The sequence below is a fragment of the Chryseobacterium sp. CP-77 genome (genome assembly GCF_036362765.1).
Lineage (GTDB): Bacteria > Bacteroidota > Bacteroidia > Flavobacteriales > Weeksellaceae > Chryseobacterium > Chryseobacterium cupriresistens.
Genome location: NZ_CP143637.1, coordinates 4182811 through 4199761 on the forward strand (window position 1 = coordinate 4182811; position 16951 = coordinate 4199761).

Annotated in this window: 15 protein-coding genes and 1 tRNA gene; 10 read left to right on the forward strand and 6 right to left on the reverse strand. The window is 36.8% G+C overall.

What is annotated here, in order from left to right; translation table 11 throughout:
- The first annotated feature begins 1 nt into the window (after position 1).
- The 3 genes from V0410_RS18730 to V0410_RS18740 are packed head-to-tail and all read left to right on the forward strand — an operon-like array spanning position 2 to position 1871.
- Entirely contained in the window at positions 2 to 706 is a 705-nt protein-coding gene (locus tag V0410_RS18730) for a DUF1361 domain-containing protein (protein ID WP_330745218.1), read from the forward strand.
- A 52-nt stretch (positions 707 to 758) separates the two neighbouring features.
- Positions 759 to 1298, forward strand: coding sequence for a hypothetical protein (locus V0410_RS18735; protein WP_330745219.1), 540 nt, complete (start codon positions 759 to 761; stop codon positions 1296 to 1298).
- Positions 1299 to 1358: 60 nt separating this feature from the next.
- Positions 1359 to 1871 (forward strand): hypothetical protein, encoded by a 513-nt coding sequence (locus V0410_RS18740; RefSeq protein WP_137905297.1) that lies wholly within the window; start codon positions 1359 to 1361, stop codon positions 1869 to 1871.
- An 86-nt stretch (positions 1872 to 1957) separates the two neighbouring features.
- On the opposite strand, the gene V0410_RS18745 is transcribed toward V0410_RS18740, so the two are convergent.
- From V0410_RS18745 to V0410_RS18755, 3 genes are all read right to left on the reverse strand, one after another.
- Positions 1958 to 3616 (reverse strand): S8/S53 family peptidase, encoded by a 1659-nt coding sequence (locus V0410_RS18745; protein ID WP_330745220.1) that lies wholly within the window; start codon positions 3614 to 3616, stop codon positions 1958 to 1960.
- A gap of 252 nt (positions 3617 to 3868) precedes the next feature.
- Positions 3869 to 4318: a D-aminoacyl-tRNA deacylase gene (gene dtd / locus V0410_RS18750; RefSeq protein WP_202840527.1), complete on the reverse strand. Its 450-nt coding sequence runs from the start codon at positions 4316 to 4318 to the stop codon at positions 3869 to 3871.
- 9 nt (positions 4319 to 4327) lie between these two features.
- A complete protein-coding gene (locus tag V0410_RS18755; RefSeq protein ID WP_330745221.1) occupies positions 4328 to 4783 on the reverse strand; it encodes a hypothetical protein in 456 nt (151 codons plus the stop codon).
- A gap of 109 nt (positions 4784 to 4892) precedes the next feature.
- Between V0410_RS18755 and greA the strand changes: the two genes are divergently transcribed.
- From greA to V0410_RS18790, 7 genes are all read left to right on the forward strand, one after another.
- Positions 4893 to 5363 (forward strand): transcription elongation factor GreA, encoded by a 471-nt coding sequence (gene greA / locus V0410_RS18760; protein WP_002981731.1) that lies wholly within the window; start codon positions 4893 to 4895, stop codon positions 5361 to 5363.
- A 57-nt stretch (positions 5364 to 5420) separates the two neighbouring features.
- Complete coding sequence (locus tag V0410_RS18765; RefSeq protein WP_047429226.1) at positions 5421 to 5810, forward strand: HIT family protein; 390 nt, start codon at positions 5421 to 5423, stop codon at positions 5808 to 5810.
- A 68-nt stretch (positions 5811 to 5878) separates the two neighbouring features.
- Entirely contained in the window at positions 5879 to 7066 is a 1188-nt protein-coding gene (clpX, locus tag V0410_RS18770; protein ID WP_110010700.1) for an ATP-dependent Clp protease ATP-binding subunit ClpX, read from the forward strand.
- Between the two features lie 74 nt (positions 7067 to 7140).
- Positions 7141 to 9111 carry a T9SS type A sorting domain-containing protein gene (locus tag V0410_RS18775; RefSeq protein WP_330745222.1) on the forward strand — a complete coding sequence of 657 codons (1971 nt, stop codon included), beginning with the start codon at positions 7141 to 7143 and terminating at the stop codon, positions 9109 to 9111.
- A gap of 5 nt (positions 9112 to 9116) precedes the next feature.
- Positions 9117 to 9338: a signal peptidase gene (locus V0410_RS18780; protein WP_110010702.1), complete on the forward strand. Its 222-nt coding sequence runs from the start codon at positions 9117 to 9119 to the stop codon at positions 9336 to 9338.
- Positions 9339 to 9399: 61 nt separating this feature from the next.
- Positions 9400 to 10692 (forward strand): TlpA family protein disulfide reductase, encoded by a 1293-nt coding sequence (locus V0410_RS18785; RefSeq protein ID WP_330745223.1) that lies wholly within the window; start codon positions 9400 to 9402, stop codon positions 10690 to 10692.
- Positions 10693 to 10736: 44 nt separating this feature from the next.
- Positions 10737 to 10810, forward strand: a tRNA-Met gene (locus tag V0410_RS18790).
- A gap of 406 nt (positions 10811 to 11216) precedes the next feature.
- On the opposite strand, the gene V0410_RS18795 is transcribed toward V0410_RS18790, so the two are convergent.
- The 3 genes from V0410_RS18795 to V0410_RS18805 form a co-directional block, all read right to left on the reverse strand.
- A complete protein-coding gene (locus V0410_RS18795) occupies positions 11217 to 12515 on the reverse strand; it encodes an HlyD family secretion protein (protein ID WP_181397983.1) in 1299 nt (432 codons plus the stop codon).
- A 312-nt stretch (positions 12516 to 12827) separates the two neighbouring features.
- Positions 12828 to 15023: a peptidase domain-containing ABC transporter gene (locus V0410_RS18800; protein ID WP_110010705.1), complete on the reverse strand. Its 2196-nt coding sequence runs from the start codon at positions 15021 to 15023 to the stop codon at positions 12828 to 12830.
- A gap of 190 nt (positions 15024 to 15213) precedes the next feature.
- Positions 15214 to 16728, reverse strand: a complete 1515-nt coding sequence (locus V0410_RS18805; protein ID WP_330745224.1) for a thioredoxin domain-containing protein — start codon at positions 16726 to 16728, stop codon at positions 15214 to 15216.
- Positions 16729 to 16951 lie beyond the last annotated feature (223 nt).

Genomic DNA, 16951 nt, shown 5'->3' on the forward strand with positions numbered 1-16951 from the left:
TATGAAAAATTTTTTTGAATCCTCAAGACTTACAATTACTGTATTGTTGATACTAATGACTCTGTTCTGTTTCAGTCTTTCTGCTTTCAGATACTATATCAGTGATACAAAAGTGTTTTTGTTTCTCAACTGGAACCTCTTTTTGGCGTGGATTCCATTATTATTAAGTTCTCTTGTTCTTGCTTTTAATATCAGAAGTAAAATCTCGCTGGTCTTTATTATTATAATCTGGATTTTGTTCTTTCCCAATTCTCCCTACATTCTGACAGATCTTTTTCATCTCAGAGCAAGAAATTCAATTCCGATCTGGTATGATCTCATTGTGATTCTTTCTTATGCATGGACCGGACTGATCTGCGGATTTATTAGCCTTAATGATATTGAAAAACGACTTTCTGATTACGGGAAAAAAAATAGTATCAATGGAATTATTGTATTTTTTCTTTTCATGAGCAGCTTTGGAGTTTATCTTGGCCGTTTTCTGAGATGGAACAGCTGGGATGTACTTCATGATCCTTTCGGCCTGTTCTCTGATATTGTAGTGAGATTTATTTATCCGATGGAATATACCAAAACATGGGGTGTTACTCTTTTGATGGGAATTATGCTCAACTTGATGTACTTTACATTTAAATGGTCGGGCATCAGTGAAGAAAAAGAATTGCAGCTGGGAAGCAAATCATTAACCGGATTGGAACAGTTTTAGCATTTAAATGAGCTCAGCATAATAATGTTGATCCATTCTTAAAATAAATATTATGAAAAAAAGCTTATTGTTAATTCCTTTGATTATTGTTGCCTGTAAAAAAGAACCTGCTGTGACAAACGTTCCGGAGAAAGATTCTGCAGTGGTAACAGAAATGTCGGATTCTGTGGTAAAAACAGATTCTGCAGCATTAAGAAAGAAAGACTCCATTATTAACAATGCTCCGGCCACTAAGGAAGTTCTGCGAAAAGGGGTAATGAGAAATGAAAAAGACGGACAGATCATAAGAACGGCGGACGCTAATCAGCTACCTTTTACCATTGGAGAAGAATTTACAAAAGATGATCAGGATTTTATTTTAAAACTGACCCACTACGACCGCCCGACCATCAAAGCAAAAATTTCTACCAAAGAAAAGGACTTCAATATCCGGTTCAATCAGATCAGACTTCCAAACGGAAATTATGACGGGCCTTTCGGAAGAGAAATCACCTATGATACTCCCGGAAAAGGTGAAGTATGGCTGATTATCGGGAAAAGTAACATGGCTTCCGGAAATACAAAAGGAAGTTTTACGGTAGCGGTGGAATAAAATTCAATCAATTTGGTACAATTTCTGCAAACTAACCTTTAAGTTTAAAATTTAAAAATTATGAAAAATATAGTTCTAACAGCAATGGCCGCTTCAGCTGTACTCGTAAGTTGCGGAACCGTACAGTCGCTGGTTCAGAATACATTTCCATACACAACGAATGTTTTGGTGTCTACGGGAGTTCCTGCAGATAAAGAAGTTTCTTCCACTGCAACAGCTACCAATGTACAGACCTGGTTCGGAGGAAATAACAATGCAAAGATTAAAGACGTAAGAATTTCTGATGCGAAAATCTCTGTAGCTTCTCCTTCAGGAGGAAATCTGAGTGCTTTCAAAACTGTGAAAATATACGTTTCATCCAACGGAACAGGAGAAAGACTCATCGCTTCGCGCTCCAATATTTCCACCAATTCTTCCAGCTTAAATCTTGATCTTAATGATACCGGATTTCTGGATGAAATTGTAAAAAGTTCTGGTTTAACAGTAAGAACAGTGTACGAGCTGAAAAATCAGACCTCTTCAGATATGAACATCAAAGTAGCGCTGAATTTCAGCAGTGTTCCTGCCCAATAAGTGCATAAAAAATACTATCTAAAAACCCTCTTGCAGTATTCTGTAAGAGGGTTTAATGTGAAGTAAAATGTATATAAAATCTTATTTTAGAGTTTTGTTAATTTCTCAACAACCCTTCTCTGTCCTTCATTAATATTAATAATGTACTGACCTGTAGGCAATTGTGAAATATCAATTTTTTCATTTGGTAAAACTGAATTTTTGATAACCGTACGACCCTGAAGATTAATAATCTCTACATCCAGTTTTTTATTTTCCTTGCTTTGAATAGCGATAGAGCTGCTGGACGGGTTAGGGTAGATTTTAACTTCCAATGCCGGTAAAGCTGTAACAGGGGTTGCCAATTTACTTTCCAGCTGAAGAATCGCATTCTTCACATTGGGAAGAGGCCCGATCTTTTGGCCGGTCACAGTTCCTCCCTGAGGAATCCCCGTTGAAATTAAAAGGTTTTTCATCGCTGAAGGGGTTAAGTACTGACCTGTAGTCTGACGATAGTAAGACTGGATCAAAATTGCCGCAGAAGATACCACCGGCGTAGCAGAACTGGTACCGCTGAAATAATTATAGGTTCTGTTATTATCATTGTCATATTTCGCATAAGATCCATAACCTGCTGCCATCACACTGCTTCCCCAGCCCTGTACATCCACTCTGTTTCCATAAGTACTGAAACTTAATTTTGAATGGGTTGTATTGGGAGATCCTGCTCCTACAATGATAGCTCCGCTGTTTCCTCTTGCAAGATAGGTAGCATAAAAAGGGTCATCCAGGTTCTGATTCCCGTTACCTGCCGCTGCGATAATAATGATTCCTGAATCAGTAGCAGCTTTGGTAAGATCCCAGATTACTTTATCATATTCTGCAGGACAATATTGCCCGTCTTTTCCGCCAGTCTGCATTTCATATAAAATAATATCGCCCGCCTGAGAAGCATTGATGGATCTGCTGACGGCAGAAGCTCTGTTATAACCTACTGTTGTCCATTCCATATATCCTTTTATTTCAGAAGCATTGTAGGCTGCTCCCGTAAGACCAATATTATCTTTTACAGAACCTAAAATACTTACTACTGCCGTTCCGTGATCACGGTAATTATTATTGGCCAGCCCGGCATTCGGAGAATATCCCGGTTCCAGTTGTATGGAGTTTTGATTAGACAGCATCTCGTGAGTTTTATAGAAACCATATTCTACATCCCGCACACGGATATTCTGTCCTGTGATTCCTCGGGACCATGCATATTTGGCGTTGATTCCCGGATTGTCATTCAGGTAGGTCTGCAGGCTTTCCAGATCAGGGGTTGCCACAAAAGCATTTACCAAAGGTGGTTCGATAGGTTCGGCACTCATTACGGAAACATATTCTATTTCAGGAAATCTCTCCAGGGTATGGATGATTTTTTCTGAGGCTTCTTTATTTTGCAGAGGAATATCAGCCTTATAAATTCTTTTCAGTTTTTCCACAGATTCTGTGGAATTTCCGATGGCCCTGCTGTTCCTGGCCATTTCATCAAGTTTGCTGTCCGTGAAGTCCAGATCATACTTGAATGCGATGTGATTTTCTCTTGAAAATCTTTCCAGATCAGCGTTTCTGCTGAAGGCTGTTTTTTCTGAATTGATGCCTTTTGAAAAGCAAACATAAATAATTGAACTTTGTTCAGTAGCCATTTTGGGCTGGCTGTCCTGCCCGAATGACAGAGTAGAACAGAACGCAAACAATGTGAAAAGGTTGATTTTTGTTTTCATATAATTTTGTTAAATGGTTGTAAATCAGTTTTGATTTATACCAAAAATAATAATAAAATGAAAACAAATCACGTTTTTGTGAATTTATTTTTTGCATTTTGAGCCTTGCCTTTTGTATAAAGGATTTCTTTGCTTACAAAAAATAAACCTGCCATGTTTAAAAAGGACTATTGAGTACCCGTGTATCAAAAAAAAAATCCGTCTCAATGTATTGAAACGGATTGCGTTATATAGAACTTTGTCTTTTTCTGTTTAACTTTTAGTAATAGAATCCATTACAATGGTTACCGGCCCGTCATTGATCAGGGACACTTTCATATCGGCCCCAAAGATTCCGCTTTCGGTTTTTAATCCCGATTTAGCTATTTCTTCCTTAAAATAATCAAAAAGAGGTACAGCTTTATCCGGTTTTGCAGCCTTTATGAAAGAAGGTCTGTTGCCTTTTTTATAATCTGCAATTAATGTAAACTGGCTGATGCAAAGAATTTCTCCTGAAATATCCTTCACAGACAGATTAAGCTTGTCATCTTCATCACCAAAGATTCTAAGGTTTAAAACCTTCTGTACAAGCCAGTCTGCATCAGCTTTTTCATCATTTTCATCGATACCTGTCAGCAGCATCAGTCCTTTCCCGATTTCACCCACAATTTTTCCGTCTACTTGTACGCTGGCTTCGGAGACTCTTTGTATAACGATCTTCATCTTATAATTTTAATAATAAACATTTAAGGTTTTGCTTGCTGCATCGTAACTGTAAGGATAAGTTTTAGGCGGCAGAGATGTTTTTGCGCCTGATTCCGGCTGCCCGGTACTTAAAATCCATCTTGTATTATCCTCAGGACATATAATGGCAATATTATCCTTTACCTCAAGAGTTGTATTGTTACCAGGACATATATGCGGAGCATTTCTGTCATACACTTTAAATCCGTTGGCTGTCCGGACAATAATCAATCCTCTGGTTCCTGATTGCTGTTCGTTCACATAAATCCAGCCGTTGATATTGTTCAAAACGTAGTAAGCAGGCAGGTTTAAATTAAGCGATACATTGATAGGAACATTGGGAAAGCAGGTTACGGTATCTTCTCTGCTTCCACATGAGTTTATGGTTAAATTACTGAAAATCAACAAACTGAAAATAGATAAGATTGAAAAAGTTTTTTTCATTTCAATTTAAATTTTTATATATTTGTAAAAATTAAACGATTACAACACGAAAACATTGTCCGGCAAATGTCGGATTATTTTTTTATACTAAAACTAAATTTTGAAAATTATGGCAAGCTATGTAACTAAGGAGGGCCTAGAGAAAATGAAAGCTGAGCTGGAACAGTTGGAAACTGTAGAGAGACCAAAAATTACTCAGCAGATCGCAGAAGCAAGAGATAAAGGAGATTTATCGGAAAATGCAGAATATGATGCGGCTAAAGAGGCTCAGGGGATGCTTGAAATGAGAATTTCCAAGCTGAAAGATGTTATTTCTACTTCTAAAATTATAGACGAAAGCCAATTAGATACTTCAAAAGTTTCAATCTTAACAACAGTGAAACTTAAAAATAATGCTACCAAGCAGGAGCAGGTATTTACATTGGTACCAGATAATGAAAGCGACCTGAAGACAGGGAAGATTTCTGTGAACACCCCTATCGCAAAAGGTCTGTTGGGAAAAGCTATTGGTGAAACTGCTGAAATTACTTTACCTAACGGAAACAAACTGTCTTTCGAAGTATTAGACATTTCTTTATAGTCTGATATCCCTTTCTATTTCTAAACTTCTAATTATCTAACCCAAACTTCTGATAAAATGAGCACTATATTCACGAAAATCATTAATGGCGAAATTCCCTCTTATAAGATTGCAGAAAATGAAAACTTTATTGCATTCTTAGACGCAATGCCTTTGGTGAAGGGACATACTTTAGTTGTTCCTAAAAAAGAAGTGGATCTGATTTTTGATCTTGAAAGTGAAGAATACAAAAACCTTTGGGGATTTGCCCAAGAGGTAGCCAAGAAGATCAAAACTGCAGTTCCATGTGTGAGAGTAGGAGTAGCAGTGGTGGGACTTGAAGTTCCTCATGCACACATCCATCTGATTCCTTTAAATAAGATGGAAGACATGAATTTCAGAAATGAAAGATTAAAATTAACGAACGAAGAATATACAGAGATTCAACACTCAATTATTAATTCTTAACAACCAGAAAATCGTAAAAAAGTAATTTTTTACGATTTTCTTTAACATATACATATATATTATATCATATGAACTCAAACCAATGTTCTTTCTGCGGCAGAAAAAGAAATGAAGTACAGATGCTGATTTCCGGGCAGAATGGTTTTATTTGTGAAAATTGTATAGAGCAGGCACATGCAATTGTAAAAGATGGTGCATCCAAAACAGGATATTCACCTGCAGACAGCATGGATGAGCTTAAAAAACCAAAAGAGATCAAAGAATTCCTTGATCAGTATGTAATTGGACAGGATCAGGCAAAAAAGCAGCTTTCAATTGCTGTATATAATCATTATAAAAGGTTGCTTCACGCTCAGGACGAAAACAGGGAGGTGGAGCTTGAAAAATCAAACATTATCATGATAGGGGAAACCGGAACAGGTAAAACCCTTCTGGCAAAAACGATTGCCAGAGAACTTAATGTCCCTTTCTGTATCGTAGATGCTACCATTTTAACAGAAGCCGGATATGTAGGAGAAGATGTTGAAAGTATCCTTTCAAGACTTCTTATGGTGGCAGATTATGATGTGGAAAAGGCTGAAAAAGGAATCGTTTTCATTGATGAGATTGATAAAATTGCCAGAAAATCAGACAACCCAAGTATTACAAGAGACGTTTCCGGAGAAGGAGTACAGCAGGGATTGCTGAAACTGCTGGAAGGAAGTATTGTGAATGTTCCGCCGCAGGGAGGAAGAAAGCACCCGGATCAGAAATATATTCAGGTAAATACCCAGAACATCTTATTTATTGCAGGAGGAGCTTTTGACGGAATTAAAGAAATCATCGAAAGGAGAATGAACAAGCAGGCCATCGGGTTCAGCTCTGAAAAAATCAATAAAACTGACGAAGACGAATATATATTAACAAATATTAATGCAATTGATCTTCGTACTTTCGGATTAATTCCCGAACTTTTAGGAAGATTTCCAATCATCACTTACCTCGATAAACTCACCAAAGAGACTCTGGTAAGAATCATGAAGGAACCTAAAAACTCTATCGTGAATCAATTTGTGGAACTTTTTAAAATGGATGGCACAAATTTGGTTATTACAGACGGAGCCATTGAAAAAATAGTGGAAGAAACTATTGAAAAAGGGCTAGGTGCAAGAGGCCTTAGAGGGACCACCGAAAAAGTTCTAGAAGACTACATGTTTTCAATAGGAGAGGAGAAAGATATCATCTTAAATGAAGATAATGTTTTGATTAATAGATAAAAAATTTTTTTTTTAAGAAAAATAATAATACCTTTGCGGGTGAAGATTGTATTAACACACAAATAATTTATACAATGAGAAAAAGTTTATTTGCTATAGGTCTTTTAGCAATTAGTTATTCTGTTCAGGCGCAGATACTATGTCATGTTGACACTAATGCTAATATGTATGTGAGCGAAGGCACCCTAGTTTATAGCGGTGGAGGTGTACAAACAAAGGGTAATGGCCTTTTGGACGTGCATGGAAATATCATGGTTGTAGGATCTGGTACGGATCTCTTAAAAACAATTGATGCCAGCGGTGCTGATAAGACTGATGGCGGAAATATCATCTTAAGACTGAATACCCCTGCTTCTTTTGCTACTTCCACGTATGGCCAGCTGTACATCGATGGGCTATCCCAGTCCAACATTACGGGTATTGTAACCAAAGAGTACAGAACTACAAGTAATGGTAGTGGTAATTATTTCCAGCAAGTTGCTTTGCCTTTCTATGGTAAAGCTTTAAGCTCATTATCTACTGAAGTTGGTAAGACTTTCAATACGGGTAGATACAGCAATCCGATTCTTAAGTGGGACAACGCTAATGCAGTTTCTGCACATTTTACAAATTTAGCAACTACAACTACTGATGGTCCGGGATATTATATGCTGAAAGTGACCAATAATGATTGGAACCCAAGCGCACCTGCAACCGGAACAGTATTCAATATTAACGGGAAACCATATGCTCCGTTAGCTGGAACTGTAACATTGCAGAATGGAGGAAAATCTAATTTGGGACCTTCTAATGTCGTATTCGGAGTTGGTGGTAACGCTGTGAATTCTTACAACGAAAAATACAACACTTATTTAGATGACAGTTTTGAGTTTACTACAAGCGCATGGGCTGGAACATTTGGGCAAAACTGGTATCAGTTTGGTAATCCATTTCTTACCAATTTAGATTTATCTAATATCGGATATACTGAAAGTGTTACCGGATCAGACGGAAATGCTGTAAAAAATATCTGGGGTATTGAATATAACCCGGGTACTGTTGTTACACTTCCTGGTGGTTCTACTTATGCTACAGGTGCTCAGGTGGTTACTTTTGTTACTACAGGTGATGGTGTTGCTCCAGCTGTAGGAGATGTTGATAATGTAGTAATGAAACCTATGCAGTCATTTAAAATAAAGTTAAGAGATAATACAGCTCAGACTTTAGATTTTAATACACTGAGAAGATTCAAATCAACAGCAAGAGCAGCAGGTACTCCTAATGGTGTAAATGCAGCCAGAATGGCTGGTAAAGGTACAAACAGTACAGTGAAACAGCTTGGGGTAATTGGTCTTGATGCTAATGGAAAAGAGATTTCCAGAACATATTATGTGGTTTCTCCATCATTTACAACAGGACACCAGGTTTCTACATCAACAACAGTTCAGGCTTCAGCGGGTACCAGAATCATTGGTACTTATGAAGAAGCATTGAATGGTGGGTATGATAACAATTATACTAATTATTGGTTATATATTAACGAAGCTAATGAGAGTAACTTCCAAGGTAAAAATGTTAAGTTAGTTAACTATAAACTTGATCAGGTTAAATCTTATAAGTTCGAGATCAGAGAAAATGCAGAACTTATTCCTGTTGGAACACACCAGTTATCTTCAGGAATTGGTTTCTACTATAAAGCAGAAAATGGAAATTTAGTACAGGCTAAACAGGGAGATGTTGTAGCCGTAACAAATGAAGAAGCTAACTTGTATTATGGTGAGCCAAGTAATATTACTTTGGCTGTAGATAAAACAGCTCCTAGTGTTTCCAGAACACTTGTTGTTTACGATCCATCAGTTACAAATTACATTGTTAGATTTGATCCAAAATGGAAAAAAGCGGACATTCAAGTTTATGATATGAGCGGTAAACTGGTAATCTCTAAAAAAGCGGTTGAAACATCCAGAGATTTTGTAATCGAGCTTGATGGCTCAGTTAAAAATTCATATGTTGTAAAAATCGTTTCTGATAAGGGAGAAACTGTTAATACTAAAATCTTAAAATAAACCACATGAAAACTATTAATAAACTAGTTCTGGCGTTTTTCCTGTTTGCTGTATCTTTAGCAAATGCCGCTCCACCACAACCAGCAATCCCGGGAGGAGGAGGAAATGGAGGAAATGGTACCGGGTCACCTGCCTCACCAATTGACATGTATGTATATGTACTTGGTATCGTAGCAATTGGATTTATTGTTTACTTTACAAAAAAGTACAAGAGCGTAAAAGCATAAAATTTTATTAAAATAATATTAAACTCTCTGATTAATCAGGGAGTTTTTTTATTTTTACTATATGAAAAAAATTTATATGCTATCTGCAGTTTTAACTGCATTTGCTCTGCAGGCTCAATTTACTGTTACAATTCAGACTCCGGCAGATTTTAAAGATCAGGACGCTATTTTATATACATTAAACGGATCAAAAGACATTATTGTTACTAAAGAACAGAGTAAGAATAGTACGTGGACTTTTAAATATCCGGGCCATTATATGGGGATGATGAAAGTCTATTTCCCTGGCTCCAATAATACTGTAAGCTTTATTTCTGAAAATAAAAATGTCAACTTTAAACTGGATATTCAGAATAATAAAGTGAAGGATGTTATCTATCTGGATGAAGCCAATAATCTGATGAGTAAACAACAGGAGGGTTCACAAAAAAAAGAGCTTATCTTACCGGCTTTAGCGCAGATTAAAGAATACTATAAAGATAATACCGACTTTGGAAAAGCGTTGAAAACAGAAATTGACAGGCTTTCCGGTGCATCAAGCTCTATTGATGCAGCGCAACACCCGTTTATTGCTTATTACAATACGAATTACAGCAAGTTCCTTTCCAACTCTCCTGATTCCGTGAAAAAAGTAGATCAGGAAGAAATAATCAACTTTCTGGACAAATCCGGTGATATGCTTGAAAGCTCATCGTTATTAAGACCTTTGTTGGTCGCTTATCTGAATTCAGGAGGGAATACAAACGTTACGGCGTCTGTTGATAAGTTATTGGATCGTTTAAAAGTAGAAACTCCAAGAGGGCAGACTGTATTGTCAGAATTGATTGATATTTTTGATGTCTATCAGATGGATGAATATAAGAGTAAATATCTGTCTCTTGCCAAAAATCTTAAGTGTACCATTAACGATAGACTTGCTTCTACGTTGAAATCGAACGCCAATATTGAAATGGGGGCGGTTTTCCCTAATTATAAGTTCCAGTCACCTGTTAATACCACTGCCAAATCATTACATGATATTAAAGCAGATAAAAAGGTCGTTGTCTTCTGGTCGTCCACATGTTCACACTGTGAAAGTGAACTTCCGAAACTTCTGGAAAAATACAATGACCTGAAATCAAAAAATATCCAGATTGTAGGACTGTCTTTGGATGTGGATAAGAATTCATATACCAAAAAAATCGCTGCATTTCCCTGGGTGAATGATTCAGAATTGAGAGGATGGAACAGCAGTTACACAGATTTGTATAATATTCATGCAACTCCGACGTATTTTATTTTGGACGCTAACAATAAGATAATCAGCAAACCAGATCATGTTGGAGATGTTTTAGAATATTTTAAGGTAAAATAATTTTGGAGGTAAAGAAATATTTTCTATATTTGCACCACCAAAACGGCGAGGTAGCTCAGTTGGTTAGAGCGCAGGATTCATAACCCTGAGGTCACGGGTTCAATTCCCGTCTTCGCTACAATAAACCGCAATCATTACACCAATGATTGCGGTTTTTACTTTTAAAAGAATTAATACTTTACTCTTTAATTCTTTCAACTAAATTTTATTTTTAATAATTTAGGTCTTCTGATGGAGTATTAAGGGAATAATTATACTTTTCAGCGTTAGTACTCAGATCATTTATTCGTCTTACGTCATTATCTCTTTTATATTCATGTTTTTGCTGTCCTTTTTTGATGATCTTACTGTCAGTAATAGGAAATCCTTTGTTTCGCTGAATTATGGCTGTAATGGCCTGTATAAAAGGAAAAGTATATTGCGTTTCCGGAAAATAGGATTATAGAAGTGGCCATCTTAAAAATAAAGAATAAAAAACCGTCTTACGCATCTGTAAAACGGTTTTAATGTTTTTTAAAAGCTTATCAAACCTGATATCCGAGCAGCTTTCTGATCTGATAGAAGAATCTTTCAATCAGTCGCAGATCCTGTGTGACAATCTCTGCACTGCCTCTAAGCTCTTTATCGAATGTAAGTGTTTTATTGTAGCTTGTTTTTAATCCTTTTGGCAAAATCACATCTACATAGTAGTTTCCTTTATCATCAGGAATCAGGGAGATGTTCTGTACTTTTCCTTCGATGATACCGTACTCCTGGAATCTGTAGTTATCCAGTTTAATCAGAACTTTTTCACCCGGAGTTATTTTTCCTGAGTTTGTTGTAGGTACGGACATTCTGCCCACCAACTGCTCTTTATTTTTAGGAAGAATAGAAAGGATAGGTTCTCCTACCTTTACGAATTGATTCTCGCCAAAAAACTGCTGAAAACTGGCAACGCCGTCTGTGGATGAGATCACCAGATAGTTCAGCTCCCACTGTTTCAAAGATTTTCGCAGCTGTTCAAGAAGCTGTAGGGTTTGTGATGAGTAGGTAATTCTGTCTTTTTCTGTGTTAATGGCAGTTCCGCTTTTGGTTTTATTCAGGTTGGAGATCCCTTCATCCATTTGTGATATGGAAATTTTAATATTCTCAAGATTTTGCTGAGCCTGAAGATATTTGATTTTTTCGTTTTCAAGTTCCATAGCAGAGATAACACCCTGATTAAATAGTTCCTGAGATCTGTTGAAATTTTTCTTAGTCAGATCATACTTTATAGACTCCAGGTTTTTCTGCTGTTTTAACGTGGCAATTCTTACTTTATATTCTGAAATACTCTGATTGGCCGCCAGATTTTCGGGAGCGTATGGCTGTAATCTTGTAAAAAGGGCTTCGTCCTGAAACGCTTTTGCAAAACTGTTGTACTCACCCTGTAATTCCCCAAGCTTAAATCTTGAAGCCTGAGCAATAGGGAAGGAGTATAATTGATCGGGGGTAATGGAGTCTACCAGTTTTTTAAGCTCTAAAATATCCTTATAGTTGGCTGCAGACTGCATTACCATCAGGACATCATTCTTTTTAACTTCCTGGTGGTCTTTTATGAATATTTTTTCAATTTTAGAGCTGGTTCGTGCTTCTATTTTCTCCGGAGGGTTCTGAGAAGTCACAATAATAGGAGCCGGCACAAATTCCGGATATTTTATAATGTAGCTCATTAAGAGAATCAACAGCAGGATAATAAATATCACCGTATTTCCCCAGCGGATCATCCAATGCGGCGGCTGGGTAAGAATATCCTGTACGCTTTCTGAGCGGAGTTCAATATTGTCTAAAACGTCTTCTTTCATTGTTATGTAGTAAAATTTCCCCCAATATTTCAGGGGGAATATAATTTAAATAATTGGGCAGTTCCCGTCATACCATGATGGTGGCGAAGTGTCTGCATCCGGCGGGCATTCAAAGTGCTTTATGCGGCATGGTACCCAGCTGCCAAGACACCAGGATCCACAGCAGTTGTTGTCCGGAATAATAACACCTCCGCTGACAAATGTCAAATCTTTTCTCGAAAGTTTTTTAAGATTTTTCATGATTACTATTAGTTTTTATTTTTCCTACTCTGTAAGCTTTTCGGATTCCGCTATATGGTGGCTTTATCTTGGTTAATTTCCTAATTCAAGCTGATTTCTTACCAATCTGTAATATTCTCCTCTTAAGTCTACCAGCTCAGCATGGCTTCCTTCTTCTACCACTCTTCCCTGATCCAGTACAATGATTTTGTCTGCATGTCTTACTGTGGAAAGTCTATGGGCAATCACCACTGCTGTTTTGCCTTTGAAGAACTGCTCAAGGTTTTCCATGATCACTTTTTCATTATTGGCATCCAGTGCAGAGGTAGCTTCATCAAATAAAATATATTCAGGAGCTTTATAAACAGCTCTTGCAATGAAAAGTCTCTGTTTCTGGCCACCACTTACTCCAACGCCCTCATTTCCGATTTTGGTGTTATAACTTAATGGAAGACTTTCAATAAAATCTTTGATATTGGCTATTTCTACAGCACGTCTCAGCTTTTGTTTATCTATATGATCTTCCCCAACAGCAATATTGTTGGCAATGGTGTCATTGAATACATATCCTTCCTGCATGACAACACCGCAATGATCTCTCCAGTATCTTGGAGAAATATTTTTCATATTGGTATTTCCGATTCTGATTTCACCCTGATCAGGATCATAAAACTTCATCAGCAGTTTCAATAAAGTTGTCTTTCCACTTCCACTGGCCCCTACAATTGCTGTCGTTTGCTGATAAGGTATTGTAAGGCTGAGATTTTCAAAAACCGGAACATCGGAACCAATATACCTGAACGACATATCTTTGATTTCAATATCTTGTTTCGGAACATCGGTAACGTATTGCTCATTCTTATCTTCTTCATCATCTTTATCGTGGATTTCTCCCAATCTTTCAAGAGAGATTTTAGCATCCTGTGTCTGCTTGATAAAGTCGATAAGCTGAAGAAGCGGGCTGTTCAGCTGTCCGATGATATACTGAACAGAAAGCATCATCCCCAAAGTAAGGTTTCCGCTTAAAACAAGTTTGGCAGAAAGAAAACTCACCAGAATATCTTTCATCTGATTGATAAAATTACCTCCCACAGACTGCCATTGTTCTAAGGATAGAGATTTTATCCTGATTTTAAATAGTTTTACCTGAAGAAATTCCCAGTCCCATCGTTTTTGTTTTTCAGCATTATGCATTTTGATTTCCTGCATTCCGTTGATAAGTTCGATGACTTTACTCTGCTCCTGAGATACCTGAGAGAATCTCTTGTAATCAAGTTCTTTTCTTTTTTTCAGGAAGAAACTGATCCATCCGATATATAATACTGCTCCAACAAGATAAACAAGGAAAAGCCTGTAATCATAAAACAGTAAGACAATACTGAAAATGATAAGGTTCACCAGTGAGAATAATGTATTCAATGAAGAACTTGTAAGGAGCTGTTCAATTCTGTGATGGTCATTAATTCTCTGCATGATATCTCCTGTCATCCTGGTATCAAAGAAACTTATCGGAAGTTTCATCAATTTAATAAAGAAATCGGAGATGATCGAAATGTTAATTCTTGCTGAAAGGTGGAGAAGAATCCAGCTTCTTATGGTTTCAATTCCCATTCTTCCCAGGAATAACATAATCTGTGCAAGCAAAACTACATAGATAAAATTAATATCCTGGTTCTGGATGCCGACGTCTACAATACTTTGGGTAAGAAAAGGAAATATCAGGGAAAGTAAACTTCCTCCTAAAAGCCCAATCGCAAGCTGTATAACAAGTGTTTTGTACTTTAGAAGATATTTGGAAAGGAATGTAAAACTTGCCTTACTTTCTTCTGCATCAAATTCTGTTTGAAAGAATGCAGGAGTGGTTTCAAGGATCAGGACAATTCCCTCTTCTGTATTTTCGTTGGCATTTTCTCCGATCCAGGACTTGATAAATTCTTCTCTGGTATAAGTGATCAGTCCATAGCTGGGATCTGAAATATATACCTTGTTATTTTTGTCAATTTTGTATACAACAACAAAGTGATTTTTATTCCAGTGTGCCACACATGGAAAAGGTACTTCTTCTTTGAGGGTATTGAAATCGATCTGAACTCCCATTGACCGGAATCCCAGATTTTCTGCGGCATCACTCAGCCCAAGAAGGCTGCTTCCTTCACGGGTGGTTTCGGAAAGGTTACGGATCTGCTGCAGGGATATACTTTTACCATAATACTTACTTACGATCCTGAGACATGTAGGACCGCAGTCTTTAGTATCTGGTTGCTTATAAAAAGGAAATTTTTTTTTCAAAACTACTACTCATTATAAAATGCCGCCAAATTATGGCGACATTTTTGCTTTAATTCAATTATAATTCAATGAAATGGTAAACTGGAAATAGTCCCATTGATCACCGTTTTTCTACTCTTTTACATCTTTTCAGATGGTTATTTTGTTTTTCCTAAGATAGTGAAATTTTTAAATGAAGAAGATTTATTTGCTAAATCTCATCATCCTCGATTAATTCATCAATAAAGAAGGTGATATCTTCGCGATCATACTTATCCGGGAACTGATATCCGTTGATGATAAAGATAGGCGTAAAGCTTAATCCTGCATTACTGTTTTCTTTAGACATCTCTATCAGCGGATCCAGATTTTCTGAATTTACTTTTCCTCCGGAAAGTGCATTGATTTTGTCTTCATCCTTGGTTTCAAACCATTCTTCAACAGCGTGTAAAAACTCTTTTTCAGGTTTGTTATGATAAATATGAGTTAAATCTGAAATAAGCTGTGTATATTTTTCTGGAGCTCTGTCCGGGCTGTAATTGAATCTCATCTGCAATGAAATATCATCGGGGTATTTCTCCAAAAGTCCTTCCACCAACTTATGCGCATCTTTACAGAAACCACAGTACGGGTTGGAAACGATAGAAATGCGAAGCTTGGCATCCCTTTTTCCAACAGCAAAAGTTTCAGTATCCTGAAATTCTATTTTTGGATTTTGTTCCATCTGATTTTTGAAAAGCTCATAGTTTCTTTTGAATCTGAGATTTTTTGCATTCGATTTCTGCAGTGTTTCTTTTTGCTCAAGAAGAGTATTGAAATAAATAACCGCAGAAAATACAAGAGCCCACAGAATGACAGTCAATAAAAGAGTTCCCACACTGAATGACAGGTTCTCAAAAAATAAACTGCTTACTACGATCTGGCCTACAAGAATTGAAATGATCAAAAGACATACTCTGCAGAATGTTTTTTCTACAAATGCCTGAATGTACAGAGAGTACCCGATGGCAAGTACAGAAACGAATGTAAATCCTTTTACAATATAAGCCGTAGCTGGTAAGAACAGACCTAATACAGCGAGTCCTGTAAAATAAATCAGAGAAAAATCTGCAAATTTTAAACCCAGAATACTGGTTTTATCCTGTTTTATAATTTTATCACAGGAATTGGCTGTCGGGCTTGCTGCTGCACCTCCGCCTCCGCATATACTTCCGATAACCGTAGAGGTGTTTCCGAATTTCTGGTTGAAAATTTCCAGAGAAATATAAACTCCTGCTAACGAAAGAAGATTGAATATAGCTTCATAGATGGTTTGGCTTATCAAAGAATAAGCAAGAACGGCAGCAAAAATAATATAAAGGACCGGCTTGAAATTGAATGTCAGTTTGCTTTCTGCATTTTCTGTTTTTTCAAACAATAGTACAAAGTCCGTTGATTTATTATAAAGCTCCTCTTTACCGAAAGTTTTTGCTTTTTCCGAATATACTGAATAATTGCTTCCTGACTTTTTTACAAGAGAGAATGAATTCTCAACAATGGCAATAAATTCCTCCGGAAGTTCGTCCCAATATTCTTTGTCAAGTTCATAAGCGTCATTTTTTACCCCCATAAAGTTGAGTGTGTCACTGAATGCCAGTGCAGATGGGTAATTGGGATGAGAGTTGAACTGGAAAATAAATTCCTGTTTATCTAGTTTTAGATGGTTGATTAGTTTGTCAAAAATCATATTAATATTTTTATCTAAAATACACAGATGTTTTAAATATACAAAAAAAAATCTCCTTTATTAGTGAGATATAAACGGATGTTGGTAGATTTTATTTGATCTTCAGTATTTTATTTCTTGAATCCGGATACGGAAAGCAGTTCTTGGAATATGCCTTTTGTATTATTCTTTGAGTAATTGATGTTTTACTATTTTAAGTGGAATCATTTTAAGAAGGAAAGAT